Source organism: Gammaproteobacteria bacterium (assembly GCA_028817225.1).
Lineage (GTDB): Bacteria > Pseudomonadota > Gammaproteobacteria > Poriferisulfidales > Oxydemutatoraceae > Oxydemutator.
Map to the genome: position 1 here is coordinate 18714 of JAPPQC010000047.1, position 13574 is coordinate 32287.

15 protein-coding genes are annotated in these 13574 nt (G+C 66.4%); 1 reads left to right on the plus strand and 14 read right to left on the minus strand.

The window, feature by feature from the left end:
* Positions 1-5: 5 nt before the first annotated feature.
* The 3 genes from OXU50_06600 to metK are packed head-to-tail and all read right to left on the minus strand — an operon-like array spanning position 6 to position 3299.
* Positions 6-791, minus strand: a complete 786-nt coding sequence (locus OXU50_06600; GenBank protein MDD9869545.1) for a 16S rRNA (uracil(1498)-N(3))-methyltransferase — start codon at positions 789-791, stop codon at positions 6-8.
* Positions 788-2101: an adenosylhomocysteinase gene (gene ahcY, locus OXU50_06605; GenBank protein ID MDD9869546.1), complete on the minus strand. Its 1314-nt coding sequence runs from the start codon at positions 2099-2101 to the stop codon at positions 788-790. Before ahcY ends, OXU50_06600 begins: the two co-directional genes overlap by 4 nt.
* A 19-nt stretch (positions 2102-2120) precedes the next feature.
* Positions 2121-3299, minus strand: a complete 1179-nt coding sequence (gene metK, locus OXU50_06610) for a methionine adenosyltransferase (protein MDD9869547.1) — start codon at positions 3297-3299, stop codon at positions 2121-2123.
* Positions 3300-3413: 114 nt separating this feature from the next.
* Here metK and OXU50_06615 point away from each other — a divergent pair, with 114 nt between their 5' ends.
* Complete coding sequence (locus OXU50_06615) at positions 3414-3968, plus strand: thioredoxin family protein (GenBank protein ID MDD9869548.1); 555 nt, start codon at positions 3414-3416, stop codon at positions 3966-3968.
* A gap of 96 nt (positions 3969-4064) precedes the next feature.
* On the opposite strand, the gene OXU50_06620 is transcribed toward OXU50_06615, so the two are convergent.
* The 11 genes from OXU50_06620 to murA form a co-directional block, all read right to left on the minus strand.
* Positions 4065-4496 carry a ClpXP protease specificity-enhancing factor gene (locus tag OXU50_06620; GenBank protein ID MDD9869549.1) on the minus strand — a complete coding sequence of 144 codons (432 nt, stop codon included), beginning with the start codon at positions 4494-4496 and terminating at the stop codon, positions 4065-4067.
* 9 nt (positions 4497-4505) lie between these two features.
* Complete coding sequence (locus OXU50_06625; GenBank protein MDD9869550.1) at positions 4506-5345, minus strand: glutathione S-transferase N-terminal domain-containing protein; 840 nt, start codon at positions 5343-5345, stop codon at positions 4506-4508.
* A 19-nt stretch (positions 5346-5364) separates the two neighbouring features.
* Entirely contained in the window at positions 5365-6111 is a 747-nt protein-coding gene (locus tag OXU50_06630; protein MDD9869551.1) for a cytochrome c1, read from the minus strand.
* Complete coding sequence (locus tag OXU50_06635; protein ID MDD9869552.1) at positions 6108-7499, minus strand: cytochrome b N-terminal domain-containing protein; 1392 nt, start codon at positions 7497-7499, stop codon at positions 6108-6110. Before OXU50_06635 ends, OXU50_06630 begins: the two co-directional genes overlap by 4 nt.
* Complete coding sequence (petA, locus tag OXU50_06640) at positions 7496-8095, minus strand: ubiquinol-cytochrome c reductase iron-sulfur subunit (protein ID MDD9869553.1); 600 nt, start codon at positions 8093-8095, stop codon at positions 7496-7498. The genes OXU50_06635 and petA overlap by 4 nt, the downstream gene beginning before the upstream one ends.
* A 21-nt stretch (positions 8096-8116) precedes the next feature.
* On the minus strand, positions 8117-8305 hold the full coding sequence (locus OXU50_06645) for a hypothetical protein (protein MDD9869554.1): 189 nt from the start codon (positions 8303-8305) through the stop codon (positions 8117-8119).
* Positions 8306-8316: 11 nt separating this feature from the next.
* Entirely contained in the window at positions 8317-9075 is a 759-nt protein-coding gene (locus tag OXU50_06650; GenBank protein ID MDD9869555.1) for a Nif3-like dinuclear metal center hexameric protein, read from the minus strand.
* Between the two features lie 79 nt (positions 9076-9154).
* Complete coding sequence (hisD, locus tag OXU50_06655; GenBank protein MDD9869556.1) at positions 9155-10471, minus strand: histidinol dehydrogenase; 1317 nt, start codon at positions 10469-10471, stop codon at positions 9155-9157.
* Between the two features lie 99 nt (positions 10472-10570).
* A complete protein-coding gene (locus tag OXU50_06660; protein MDD9869557.1) occupies positions 10571-11635 on the minus strand; it encodes a 3-deoxy-7-phosphoheptulonate synthase in 1065 nt (354 codons plus the stop codon).
* 4 nt (positions 11636-11639) lie between these two features.
* On the minus strand, positions 11640-12281 hold the full coding sequence (gene hisG, locus OXU50_06665) for an ATP phosphoribosyltransferase (protein MDD9869558.1): 642 nt from the start codon (positions 12279-12281) through the stop codon (positions 11640-11642).
* Positions 12282-12288: 7 nt separating this feature from the next.
* Positions 12289-13551, minus strand: coding sequence for a UDP-N-acetylglucosamine 1-carboxyvinyltransferase (murA, locus tag OXU50_06670; GenBank protein ID MDD9869559.1), 1263 nt, complete (start codon positions 13549-13551; stop codon positions 12289-12291).
* Positions 13552-13574: the final 23 nt, after the last annotated feature.

Consider the following 13574-nt stretch of genomic DNA (forward strand, 5'->3'; position numbering starts at 1 on the left):
ACAACTCACCAGTCGCCGTACAAATACTGAAGCAGCGCAACACCCGCGGCGACGGCGGTTGCGACGCGCAGAATGCGCGGCCCCAGTCCGGTCGGCCTGAAACCGGCCTCCGCCGCGCGGCGGACTTCGTCGTCGCTCAAACTGCCTTCCGGGCCGACCAGCAGGTGCGCGCGGCGCGGCCTGGCGCGCACCGTGTCCGGAATGGCGTCGGCGCCGGGGTGCAGCACGAACGCCGGTTCATCGCCGGCGACGGGCGGCAGCGCCGCCAGATCAACCGGCTCGGCCAGTTCCGGCAGCGCGACGCGGCCACTTTGCTCGCACGCGCCGATGACGATGCCGCGCCAGTGGCGAAGCCGTGCGGCGCCGCGCACCGGCGCGCTGCGCGATGTCACCAGCGGCTGAATGCCGGAGACGCCCAGTTCGGTGGCTTTCCGGATTGCGGAGTCCATGTAATCGCTCTTGCACAGCGCCAGATACAGGCGCACATCCAGCGCCGGTTCGGCGGACGGCGCGAGCCGGCTTTCACAGCGGATGGCGCTCGCGCGGCGCGACACCGACTCGACCCGGCACAGAAACTCGTCGCCGAGATGATTGAAGACGCGCACCATGCCGCCCGCGCGCATCCGCAGAACATGAAGCAGATGGTGATGGGCGCCGTCCGCGACCTCAAGCCCGGCGCCCTCGCCAAGGCGTTGTTCCAGGTAAATGCGCGGCAGATGCTCCGCCGCGCGTTCCGCGCCGGCGGCGCCCGGACGGGCCGCGGATGCCCGCAGCGCGCGGCGCGCGGTCAATAGCGGTAGTGGTCGGGCTTGTACGGGCCGTCCACCGGCACGCCGATGTAGTCGGCCTGTTCGGCGGTCAGTTCCGTCAGTTTCGCGCCGACCTTGTCCAGGTGCAGGCGGGCGACCTCCTCGTCGAGTTTCTTCGGCAGCACATGGACGCCGCTGTCGTAGCCACCGCCGTTTTGCCACAGTTCAATCTGCGCCAGCACCTGGTTGGTGAAGGAGTTCGACATCACGAAACTGGGGTGGCCGGTGGCGCAGCCGAGGTTGACGAGCCGCCCCTCGGCCAGAAGAATCAGATGCTTGCCGTCGGCGAAGATGACATGGTCCACCTGCGGCTTGATGTTCTCCCAGCGGCAGTTCTTCTTCAACGAGGCGACATCAATCTCGTTGTCAAAATGGCCGATGTTGCAGACAATCGCCTGGTCTTTCATGCGCTGCATGTGGTCGTACGAAATGACGCGGTAGTTGCCGGTCGCGGTGACGAAAATATCCGCCGTGTCGGCGACATCGTCCAGCGCCACCACGCGGTAGCCCTCCATGCACGCTTGCAGCGCGCAAATCGGGTCCACCTCGGTCACCAAGACGCTGCAACCCTGCGCGCGCAGCGACTGCGCGCAGCCCTTGCCGACATCGCCGTAGCCGCAGACAACGGCGGTCTTGCCGGCGATCATCACATCGGTGGCGCGCTTGATGCCGTCGAGCAGCGATTCGCGGCAGCCGTAGATGTTGTCAAACTTCGACTTGGTCACCGAATCGTTGACATTGAACGCCACCGTCTTCAGCAGGCCGCGGCGCTGCATCTCGTAAAGCCGTTTGACGCCGGTCGTGGTCTCCTCGGAAACCCCCTTGATGGACGCCAGCAACTCCGGCCTGCGCTCGCAGACAAAGCCGGTCAGGTCGCCGCCGTCGTCGAGCAGCAGGTCGGGCGCCCAATCGCCGGGGCCTTGCAGCGTCTGCTCGATGCACCACCAGTATTCCGACTCGCTCTCGCCCTTCCACGCGAACACCGGAACGCCGGTGGCGGCGATGGCCGCCGCCGCGTGGTCCTGGGTCGAGAAGATGTTGCACGACGACCAGCGGACACTGGCGCCCAGTTCAATCAGCGTCTCGATCAGCACCGCGGTCTGTATCGTCATGTGCAGGCAGCCGGCGATGCGCGCGCCTTGCAGCGGCCTGTCGCCGGCGTAACGCTCGCGCAGCGCCATCAGCCCCGGCATCTCGGTCTCGGCAATCGCAATCTCCTTGCGCCCCCACCCGGCGAGGGCGATGTCGGCGACGCGGTGGTCTTCTTTCAGGTTTTCTGCCGGTTGGTTCATGTTTTCCCCCTTTGGTTGGTTATTTGCGCGCGCCTGGCAGCGCGTCGCGCAGCAAGTCGGCCTTGTCGCGGCGCTCCCATGTGAAATCCTCGTCGCGCCTGCCAAAATGGCCGAAGGCGGCGGTGCGCCGGTAAATCGGGCGCAGCAAATCCAGCGCGTCAATGATTCCCGCCGGACGCAATTTGAAGTGCTCTCGTACCAGTCTCTCAATGCACACGTGATCAATGGCGCCGGTGCCGAAAGTCTCGACGCTGACCGAAGTCGGTTCGGCGACGCCGATGGCGTACGAAATCTGCACCTCACAGCGTTCGGCAAGCCCCGCCGCGACGATGTTCGCGGCGACATGGCGCGCGGCGTAAGCCGCCGAACGGTCCACCTTGGACGGATCCTTGCCGGAAAAGGCGCCGCCGCCGTGGCGCGCCATGCCGCCGTAGGTGTCCACGATGATCTTGCGCCCGGTCAGTCCGCAGTCGCCGTCCGGCCCGCCGATGACAAAGGCCCCGGTCGGGTTGATGTAATAGCGGGTGGCGGATGAAAGCCACTTCTTCGGCAGCACCGGGTTGATAATCGTCTCCATCACCGCTTCCTTAATCCGGGACTGCTTCACACCCTCGTCATGCTGTGTCGAGAACACCACCGCGTCAATGCCGACGGGGCGGCCGTCTTTGTAGCGAAAGGTCAACTGCGCCTTGGCGTCCGGGCGCAGCCACTGGACGGCGCCGTTTTTTCGCACTTCGGAGTGCTCCCTGACAAGGCGGTGGGCGTAATCAATCGGCGCCGGCATCAGCGCGTCGGTCTCTCTGGTGGCGTAGCCGAACATCAGCCCCTGGTCGCCGGCGCCCTGGTCGTCGGCGGCGTCGCGGTCCACGCCCTGGGCGATATCGGGCGACTGCTCGCCCAGCAGCGACATCACCGCGCAGGTGTGCCCGTTGAAGACGAGTTCCGGGCGGTCGTAACCGATGTCGTTGACGACCTGCCGCACAACCGCCTCGTAATTAACGCCCACCGGCGCGCTGATCTCGCCGGCCAGCACCACGCGGTTGTCCTTGACCAGCGTCTCGCAGGCGACGCGAACGCCGCGCCGCGCACCGGACGGCGCGGCTTCAAGCACCGCGTCCAGAACCGCGTCGGAAATCTGGTCGCAGATTTTGTCCGGGTGCCCTTCGGACACCGACTCTGAGGTGAAAAGTTTCTCCATGGCGGGAACAAACCGGGCATTATACCAAGCACACGCGCCGGGTCATCCGCCGCGCGGCTTGAAAGGGCGCGAAAAGCGGCGTATGCTACCCGCCTCACCCGGAGCGACGACCCCATGGCGGCAAAAACAACCCCGGTCTGCGAGTTCGGCCTGGCCGCCGCGGACTTCAGCCTGCCCGGCACAGACGGCAAAACGCACGACCTGCGCGGCTGCATGGGCGACAACGGCCTGCTGGTGATGTTCATCTGCAACCACTGCCCGTTCGTCAAGGCGATACAGCGCAAACTGGTGCGCGACACCAACGACCTGCTGAAACACGGCATCCACTCGGTCGCCATCATGTCGAACGACCCCGCCGAATACCCGGAAGACTCGTTCGACAACATGAAGAAGGTCGCCAAACAATTCGGCTACCCGTTTCCCTATCTCTACGACGAAAGCCAGCAGGTGGCAAAAACCTACGGCGCCGTCTGCACGCCCGACTTCTTCGGCTACAACAAGGACTGCAAACTCCAGTTTCGCGGGCGCCTCGACGACAGCGGCCCGGTGAAGACCGGCGACAACGCGCCGCGCGAACTCTACGAAGCGATGAAGCAGGTCGCCGAGACCGGGCGCGGCCCGAAAAAACAGACACCGAGCATCGGCTGCTCAATCAAGTGGCGGCGCTGACCGGCGCCGGGCTTGTTCCGCCGGTTTCAGATTAAAGCCGCCGGGCCGTTTCTCCGGCGCCGGTGCAAACGATTGCGGCGCTGACCGGCGCCGGGCTTATTCCACCAGTTTCAGATTGGGGCCGCCGGGGCGTTTCTTCGGCGCCGGCGCCGAGGATTGCCGCGCCGGCGATTGCGGTTGCGGCGGTTGCGCCGCCGGCGGCTGCGCGCCGGACGACGGCGCCTTGTCCGACAGCATCATGCCCTGCATGTTCTCGCGCGCGTAAATCATCAGCACCGCGTCCAGCGGCACCACGACCATCTCGGCGCGCCCGCCGAAACGCGCGCTGAAAGAAACCGCCTCGTCGTCCATCACAAAATCGCGCACCGCGTCCGCCGAGATGTTCAGCGTAACCAGGTTGTTCCTGTCGTGGCCGGGCGGCATCCGCACGCCGGGGTGCAGCAGATTGAAGACAATGTGCGGCGTGCAGCCGTTGTCCACAATCCACTGGTGGATCGCGCGAAACAGATAGGGCCGCCGCGAGGTCAAGGCCGCAGTTTACCGGGGCGCGAGGTCGGCCTCGGCTTCGGTCAGGCTCAGGCGGAACGAAGGCCGCTCGAAAATCCGCTTGGCGTACTGCCACACCGGCTTGAGCCGCCTGTTGGAGGCGTAGGTGATGTTCAGCGGCGGCAGGCGCCACAGAATCGAGGCGAGGCTGCAATCGAGCAGGCTGAACTCGTCGTTCAGGAAATAGCGGCTCGACTGGAAGATGGAGACCTGCGACAGCAGCGCCTCTTCCAGCACCTTCCGCGCCTTGTTGGCGACCTTGCGGTTTGACGACTGCGCCTTCTTCAACTGCGGGTACCAGTCGGTCTCGATGTGGTACATGCCGAGGCGCAGGCGCGCGCGGCGCATCGGATCAATCGGCATCAGCGGCGGATGCGGAAAGCGCTCTTCCAGGTAATCGAGGATGGTGCGCGAATCATAGATGACGATGTCGCGGTCCACCAGCGTCGGCACCGAGTTGTAGGGGTTGATCTCGGACAAATCGCCGGGCGGCCTGGCGCCGTCCACCGGCACCGTGTTGAAGTCAATCTCCTTCTCGGCCAGCGTAATCCGCACACGGTGGCACAGCGGGCACAGCGAGCCGGAGAACAGCGTCATCACAATCTGGCGGTCCGGCAGCAGCGTCGTCTTGCCGTCGGCCTGCTCGTCGCCCTGCTCCTCAGACTGATCTTCGATCTGGTCGTCCGGCTGCTCGTCCGGCGCGCCGTTCGCCGCGGCCTCCGCCCTGGCGTTCGCCTCGGCCTCCGCCTTGGCTTTCACCGCGGCGTCCGCCTTGGCCTTCGCCACGGCGTCCGCTTTGGCCTTCGCCGCAGCGTTCGCTTTGGCTTTCACCGAAGCGTTCGCCTTCTTCTTAGTGGATGTCTTTCCAGTACTCACGTTTCAGAAAATAAGTTACGCCGAGCAGCAGCAACAGAAACAGGATAACCCAGATTCCGGATTTCTCGCGCTTCAGCGCCGCCGGCTCGGCCAGATAGGCAAGAAAAGTGACCAGGTCGCGCACGACCTCGTCGTATTCCTCTTCGGACAGCAAACCGGGCTTGACCAGTTCAAAACCGGCAATCACCCGCCGGTCGCCGTTGGCTCCGCCGTTCTCTTTATACACCGGTTGCTGCCATCCTTGCAACTCCCACAGCACATGCGGCATCGCAACATGCTGAAATATCGCGTTATTTACCCCCATCGGACGGGACTCGTCCAGGTAGAAGGCCTTCAGGTAGGTGTAGAGCCAGTCCACCCCGCGCGAACGCGCCACCAGCGTCAAATCCGGCGCCGGCGCGCCGAACCATTCCAGCGCCTTGTCCTCCGGCATCGCGACCGTCATCAGGTCGCCAATCTTGCCGCCGGTCAGAATCAGGTTTTCCCTGACCAACTCCTCCGACAGACCGAGGTCCTCGCCGACCCACTGGTAACGCGCATAACGCGAACTGTGGCAACTCAAACAGTAGTTGACGAAATACTTCGCGCCGCGCTGCAACGCGGCGTGGTTGTGAATGCTGATCTCGACCGCCTGCAGCGGATAGCCCAAATCCGCCGCCGCCGCCGGCGCCGGCGCAGCCGCCAGCGCAGCCAGCAGCGCCGCCGCCGCCCGCGCGCTCACATCCGCACCCTGGCGGGCGCCGCCTTGTCGCTGCCGAGGCGCTCGACCATCGGCAACAGCAGGTGAATGGCGAGATAGACCGCCGGAATCAGCCAGCCCGGCACAATCAGCGGCCAGATCTCGTCGTAGCCGCGCACATAATCGTAGAGTGTAATCAGGCCGACGAGGGCCGCGAACCAGATGATGTAAAACGCCGCCGTGCGCCTTTTGCTGTACACCCACAGCACGAAGAAAAACAGGAAATACAGTTCGCTGAAACGCACCGCCATCTCGGTTCGCAGCGGGTTGACCGACAGCGTGCCGAGATAGCCGAGATAGACGAAGGCGATGACGAAAAACGCCAGGTTCACCTTGTAGAGAAAACTGCGGTAGCGCACCGACTTCACCGGGTTGCGATCGATCCACGGCAGGAAAAACAGAATCAGGATGGACGCCGTCATCGCCAGCACGCCGTACCACGGGTCCGGAATCGCGCGCAGCACCGTGTAGAACGGCGTGAAATACCACAGCGGCGAGATGTGCTCCGGCGTCAGCAGCGGGTTGGCCTCGACGAAGTTGTTGTGCTCGAGAAAATAGCCGCCCATCTCCGGCACATAAAAGACGACGACGGTGAACAGCAGCAGAAAGACGACGGCGCCGACGATGTCCTTGACCGTGTAATACGGGTGAAACGGAACGCCGTCGCGCGGGTTGCCGTCGGCGTCCTTGTCGGCCTTGATCTCGATGCCGTCGGGGTTGTTCGAGCCGACCTCGTGCAGCGCCATGATGTGGAGAAACACCAGCCCCACCAGCACCAGCGGCAGCGCGATGACATGAAAGGCGAAAAAGCGGTTGAGCGTGGCGTCCGACACCACATAGTCGCCGCGTATCCACACCGCCAGGTCGGGGCCGATGTACGGAATCGCGCCGAACAGGTTGATGATGACCTGCGCGCCCCAGTACGACATCTGCCCCCACGGCAGCAGATAGCCCATGAACGCCTCGGCCATCAGCGTCAGGTAGATGAACATGCCGATCAGCCACAGCAGTTCGCGCGGCTTCTTGAAGGAGCCGTACATCAGCCCGCGAAACATGTGCAGGTAGATGATGATGAAAAACGCCGAGGCGCCGGTCGAGTGCATGTAGCGTATCAGCCACCCCCACTCGACATCGCGCATGATGTACTCGACCGACGCGAAGGCCAGCGCCGCGTCCGGCTTGTAGTGCATCGTCAGGAAAATGCCGGTCACAATCTGCATCACCAGCACCAGCAGCGCCAGCGAGCCGAAGAAATACCACAGGTTGAAGTTCTTCGGCGCGTAGTATTTGGCGAGGTGCTCGTTCCACAGCCGCGTCAGCGGAAAGCGCTCGTCTATCCAGCCGATGAGGCCGCCGGCCTTTTCCGTCACGCGCTGTCCTCCCCGGACTCGCCGACGATGATGCGGTCGCCGCCGGCGAAGCGGTACGGCGGCACCTCCAGATTCTTCGGCGCCGGCACGCTGCGATAGACGCGCCCGGCCAGGTCAAAGCGCGAGCCGTGGCAGGCGCAGAAAAACCCGCCCGGCCAGTGTTCGCCGAGGTCCTCCGGCGCGGCATCCGGGCGGAAGGTCGGCGAGCAGCCGAGGTGGGTGCAAACCCCCACCAGCACCAGGTATTCGGGCTTGATGGAGCGGTGCGGGTTCTTCGTGTATTGCGGCTGCTCGGAGAAGTCCGAGACCGGGTCGCGCAGGTGCGATTCCGACTCGCGCAGCGATTCCAGCATCTGCGGCGTGCGGCGCACAATCCACACCGGCTTGCCGCGCCATTCCTCGCGGATCATTTCGCCGGGTTCTATCTTCGACAAATCCACCTCGACCGGCGCGCCCGCCGCCTGCGCCCTCGCGCTCGGACTCATCATCCTGACAAACGGCCACGCCGACACAACGCCGCCGATGCCGCCAATCAGCCCGGCCAGCGTCCGCAGAAAACGCCGCCGTTTGGTATCCAGTTTGTACTCGTCCGACATGAAGAGGGGGCGCCCCGGAAGTCAGCCGACTCCGGCGCGTGAACAATCCCGCATGATAACCGTTTTGCCGCCGCCAGACAAGCGCTTTTCGCGGTTTTTGTCCTGTACAGGCGGCGGCGCGACGGCAAAAACGCCGCCGGCGGGTTCGTCAACGACGCCCGCCGCCCATCCATCGGCGCCCGCCGCCGGCCCGTCAACCGCCCCGGCCATTCAGCGCCCCGTCAAACCGGGTTGTCAATGTCAATGAAGACATGCTCGATGGAAAACTCCCGCGCAAGGCGTTCGCCGAGGGCCTGCACGCCATAGCGTTCGGTCGCGTGGTGGCCGGCGGCGTAGTAATGCACGCCCTCTTCGCGCGCGATGTGGGTGGTTCTTTCCGACGCCTCGCCGCTGATGAACGCATCCAGGCCCAGGCGCACCGCGTATTCAATGTCGTCCTGCGCGGCGCCGGTGCACCAGCCGACGGTGCGCACCGGCCCGCCGCCGCCGTCCACCAGCAGCGGCTTGCGCGCCAGCGCCCGCTCGATGCGCCGCTGCAATTCGCCGGCGTCGCACGGCGCCTCCAGCACGCCGTGCATCGCAATCGGCGCGCTGCGGTCGCTGTCCAGCACGCCCTCAATACGCAGCCCCAGCCGCCGCGCCAGTTGCGCGTTGTTGCCGAGTTGCGGGTGCGCGTCGAGCGGCAGATGGTAGGCCAGCAGGCCGATGCCGCTTTCCAGCAAACGCCGCAGACGCCGCGCCTTCATGCCCGTCAGCACCGGCGACTCGCCGCGCCAGAAATAACCGTGGTGAACCAGCAGCGCGTCGGCATCGCGCCGCGCCGCCGCCTCGATCAAATCAAGGCACGCGGTCACGCCGGAAACCAGGCGGCGCACCGGGCGCGCGCCCTCCACCTGCAAGCCGTTCGGGCAATAGTCCTGAAACCGCGCCGTTTCCAGACAGCGGTCGGCGTAGTCGGCGATGTCGGCCAGCGCCGTCATTTGCCGCCGCCCGCCGACGCCCGTTCGCGCAACGCGCCGGCCAGGGCGTCGTTGCCGGCGCGTATCCGGTCCACGGCCATCAGCGCGTCATGCGGCAGCGCGCCGACGCCTCGTGCGCGAACAGCCCCTCGGCGCGCGCCAGGCTGCGCGCAACCCGCCCCAGCCGGTCGGCGCTGCGCGGCGTGCAGCGCACGACGCTGGTGCGCTTCTGAAAATCGTGCGCGCCGAGCGGCGAGAAAAAGCGCGCGCTGCCGCCGGTCGGCAACACATGGTTCGGCCCGGCGCAGTAATCGCCGAGCACCTCGGAAGTGTGGCGCCCGACGAAAACGGCGCCGGCGTTGCGCACGCCGCCAAGCAGTTCATCCGGGCGCTCGACCGACAGTTCCAGATGCTCCGGCGCCAACCGGTTGGCGATGGCGACGGCCTCGTCCAGATCGCCGACCTCGGCCATCAGACCGAAGTCGCGCAGCGACGCGCGGATGATGCCGGCGCGCGGCATGTCGCCGATCAGTTCGTTCATGCAGCGCAGCACCTGGTCCAGATAGCCGGCGTCGGGGCACAGCAGCATCGCCCGCGCCTGCTCGTCGTGCTCGGCCTGCGCGAACAGGTCGCACGCAATCCAGCGCGGCTCGGTGCGCCCGTCGCAGATGACCAGAATCTCGGACGGCCCAGCGATCAAATCCACGCCGACGCGCCCGAAGACCTGGCGCTTGGCCTCGGCGACCCAGGCGTTGCCGGGGCCGACAATCTTGCACACCGGCGCGACGCTGCGCGTGCCGTGCGCCAGCGCCGCCACCGCGTGCGCGCCGCCGAGCGTGTAAATCTCCGACACACCGGCGATTTCCGCCGCCTTCATCACCGCCGCGTCCGGCGCGCCGTCGGCCACCGGCGCCATCATGACAATGCGCCCGACACCGGCCACCTGCGCCGGCACGGCGTTCATCAGCACCGACGACGGATACGCCGCCTTGCCGCCGGGCACATAAATGCCGACCGACTCCAGCGCCGTTACGCGCTGCCCCAACTGCGCGCCGTCGTCGTCCTCAAACTGCCAGTCATGGAGCATCTGGCGTTCGGCGTAGCGCCGGATTCTGTCCGCCGCCTGTTCCAGCGCGTGCGCGACTTCCGGCGGCGCCGACGCGGCGATGGCGGCGGCGCGCTGCGGCGGCAGCCGCAATTCGGCGGCGTCGTTGACTGCAAGCCCGTCAAGGCTCGCGGCGTATTCCACCAGCGCGTCGTCGCCGCGCTCGCGCACAGCGCCGATGATTTCGCGCACGCGCGCCTCAATATCGGCGGCGGCATCGGCGTGGCGCGCCGCGTAACGGCGCAGGCCGTCGTCAAACCCGCTGTCGCGGGTGCTCAGACGGGTGATTTCAATCGGCGCGGCGGACGGCATGACGGACGGCGGCGGAATGCGGCGTTGAGCAGCGTTGCTTTGGCGGGGCGTTGCGTTGGCGGCGGCGGAATGCGGCGTTGCGACAACGGCCCCGCAGCGTCAGCGCTCGCGCGCGGCGCGGCCCGCCTCGACGCCTTCGGCCAGTTGCTCAAGCAGCGGGACGGTGTCGTCCCAGCCGAGGCAGGCGTCGGTGATGCTCTGGCCGTACACCAGTTCCCTGCCCGGCTCGAGGTCCTGCCGCCCCTCGACCAGGTTGCTCTCGACCATCACGCCCATGATGCGCTCCTCGCCGGCGCGCAACTGGTCGGCGACGGCCTTGCCGACGATCATCTGCCGGCGGTGCTGCTTGAGGCTGTTGGCGTGGCTGAAGTCCACCATCATCTTCGGCAACTGGCCGGCCTCGGTCAGCCTGCGCGCGGCCTCGTCCACGCTGCCGGCGTCGTAGTTCGTCTGCTTGCCGCCGCGCATGATGATGTGGCAGTCGCGGTTGCCGCCGGTCGAGAAAATCGCCGAGCGCCCCTGCTTGGTGACCGACAGAAAGTGATGCGGGCGCGACGCCGAACGCAGCGCGTCAATTGCAATCTGGATGTTGCCGTCGGTGCCGTTCTTGAAGCCGACCGGGCACGACAGCCCCGACGCCAGTTCGCGGTGCGACTGGCTTTCGGTCGTGCGCGCGCCGATGGCGCCCCAACTGATGAGGTCGGAGACATACTGCGGGCTGACCAGGTCGAGATACTCGGTCGCCGCCGACACGCCGCGGCTGTTCAGGTCGAGCAGCAGGCTGCGCGCGGTCCTGAGGCCGCGGTTGATGTCAAAACTGTCGTCGAGGCCGGGGTCGTTGATCAGCCCCTTCCAGCCGACCGTCGTGCGCGGCTTCTCGAAATAAACGCGCATGATGATGTGCAGCGCGCCGGCGTAGTCGTCAATGCACGGGCGCAGCCTGCCGGCGTATTCCAGCGCCGAATCCACATGGTGCACCGAGCACGGCCCGACGACGACGACGATGCGCGAATCGCGCCCGTGCAGGATGTTCTGCACCGCCTCGCGCGAACGGTGCACGCATTCGGACACCCCGTCGCTGATGGGCAGTTGCGCGACCAGCGCCTCGGGCGCGACCAGTTCCCTGATTTCGCGTATTTTCAGATCGTCGGTCTGGTATCTCATCGTGTCATTCCGGGCGCGCCGCGGCGCCGAAGCGTTCGGCGACGGCGCGCATCGCCGAACCCTTTATTCTCATGGAAGCGCGGTTTGCAATCAAGCGCGCGCTGATGGCGGCAATCTCCTCGATCTCGGCGAGGCCGTTGGTGCGCAGCGTCTCGCCGGTGTCCACCAAGTCCACAATCAGGTCGGACAGGCCGAGGATCGGCGCCAGTTCCATCGAGCCGTAGAGTTTGACGATGTCGGCCTGGCGCCCGCCCTGCGCGAAGTGGCGGCGCGCTGTCGCGACATATTTGGTCGCCACGCGCGGGCGCCGCGGCGGCGCGCGGCGGCGCGCCGGGCCGGCGACGACCATGCGGCAGCGGGCGATGCCGAGGTCGCACAACTCATAGTAGCCGCGCCCGGCGTGCTCCATCAGCATGTCCTTGCCGGCGATGCCGAAATCGGCGGCGCCGTGTTCGACGAAGGTCGGCACATCGGCGGCGCGGATGATGACAATCTCGGCACCGCCGTCGTCCGTGCACGGCATCACCAGGCGGCGCTCGCGCAGCGGGTCGCCGTCCGGCGCGAGGCCGGCGCGCCCGAGCAGCGGCAGCGCCTCGCGCAGCAGCCGCCCCTTGGCGACGGCGATTCTGAAACGCGCGGCGGTCATCGCGCCGCTACGCCGACACGCGGTGAATGTCGGCGCCGAGTTGCGAGAGTTTCTCCTCGATGCACTCGTAGCCGCGGTCAATGTGGTAAATCCGGTCCACGACGGTCTCGCCCTCGGCGACGAGGCCGGCGAGTATCAGCGACGCCGACGCCCGCAAATCGGTCGCCATCACCGGCGCGCCCTTCAGCCGGCGGTTGCCGGTGATATAGGCCGAGTTGCCGCGCACGACGATGTCGGCGCCCATGCGCTGCATTTCCTGCACATGCATGAAGCGGTTCTCGAACACCGTCTCGGTGACCACGCCCGAACCCTCGGCGACGGCGTTGAGGCTGGTGAACTGCGCCTGCATGTCGGTCGGAAACGCCGGGTACGGCGCGGTCTCGATGCTGACGCCGCGCGGGCGCCCGCCGCGCATGTCAATCTCGATGCTGCCGTTGCCGGTGTTGATGTGCGCGCCCGATTCCGTCAGTTTGCACAGGATGGTGTCCACCAGCCCGGCGCTGGTGTTCTCCAGCCTGACCTTGCCGCCGGTCATCGCCGCGGCGGTCAGGAAGGTGCCGGTCTCGATGCGGTCCGGCAGCACATCGAAACCGCACCCGTGCAGCCGCTCGCGCCCGCGCACGGTGATGACATCGCCGCCCTCGCCGGCGATGTCGGCGCCCATCTTGCGCAGGCAGCGCGCCAGGTCAACGACTTCCGGCTCGCGCGCGGCGTTGCGGATGGTCGTCGTGCCGCGCGCCAGCGTCGCCGCCATCAGCAGGTTCTCGGTGCCGGTGACGGTGCGCCCCGGCAGTTCAATGTCGGCGCCCTTCATGCACGGCGCGCTGGCGATGATGTAGCCGTCGTCCACATCCACCTTCGCGCCCATCTTGCGCAGACTGTCGAGGTGGATGTTGACCGGCCTCGAGCCGATGGCGCAGCCGCCCGGCAGCGACACCCGCGCGTAGCCGTAGCGCGCCAGCATCGGCCCCAGCACCAGCACCGACGCGCGCATCGTCTTGACGACCTCGTACGGCGCGAAGAAATTGCTGATGGTTGAACTGTTGACCTCAAGGTTCATGCGCTCGTCAATGACGACCGAAATCCCCATTTGCCGCAGCAGTTCGATGGTGGTCGTCACATCGTTCAGGTGCGGCACATTGCCGATGGTCATCAACTCGTCGGTCAGCAGCGTCGCCGCCAGCACCGGCAGCACCGCGTTCTTGGCGCCGGAAATTCGCACGCGGCCCTCGAGCGGCTCGCCCCCCCCCTTGATGTAGAGTTTTTCCATGCCCGCCGCGGCCCGCCGCACCG

Bases quoted from the DNA above. Each gene is read 5' to 3' on its own strand.
- ahcY (MDD9869546.1), bottom strand. From the start codon at position 2,101: ATGAACCAACCGGCAGAAAACCTGAAAGAAGACCACCGCGTCGCCGAC.
- metK (MDD9869547.1), bottom strand. From the start codon at position 3,299: ATGGAGAAACTTTTCACCTCAGAGTCGGTGTCCGAAGGGCACCCGGAC.
- OXU50_06615 (MDD9869548.1), top strand. From the start codon at position 3,414: ATGGCGGCAAAAACAACCCCGGTCTGCGAGTTCGGCCTGGCCGCCGCG.
- petA (MDD9869553.1), bottom strand. From the start codon at position 8,095: ATGTCGGACGAGTACAAACTGGATACCAAACGGCGGCGTTTTCTGCGG.
- OXU50_06645 (MDD9869554.1), bottom strand. From the start codon at position 8,305: ATGGCCGGGGCGGTTGACGGGCCGGCGGCGGGCGCCGATGGATGGGCG.
- OXU50_06650 (MDD9869555.1), bottom strand. From the start codon at position 9,075: ATGACGGCGCTGGCCGACATCGCCGACTACGCCGACCGCTGTCTGGAA.
- hisD (MDD9869556.1), bottom strand. From the start codon at position 10,471: ATGCCGTCCGCCGCGCCGATTGAAATCACCCGTCTGAGCACCCGCGAC.
- OXU50_06660 (MDD9869557.1), bottom strand. From the start codon at position 11,635: ATGAGATACCAGACCGACGATCTGAAAATACGCGAAATCAGGGAACTG.
- hisG (MDD9869558.1), bottom strand. From the start codon at position 12,281: ATGACCGCCGCGCGTTTCAGAATCGCCGTCGCCAAGGGGCGGCTGCTG.
- murA (MDD9869559.1), bottom strand. From the start codon at position 13,551: ATGGAAAAACTCTACATCAAGGGGGGGGGCGAGCCGCTCGAGGGCCGC.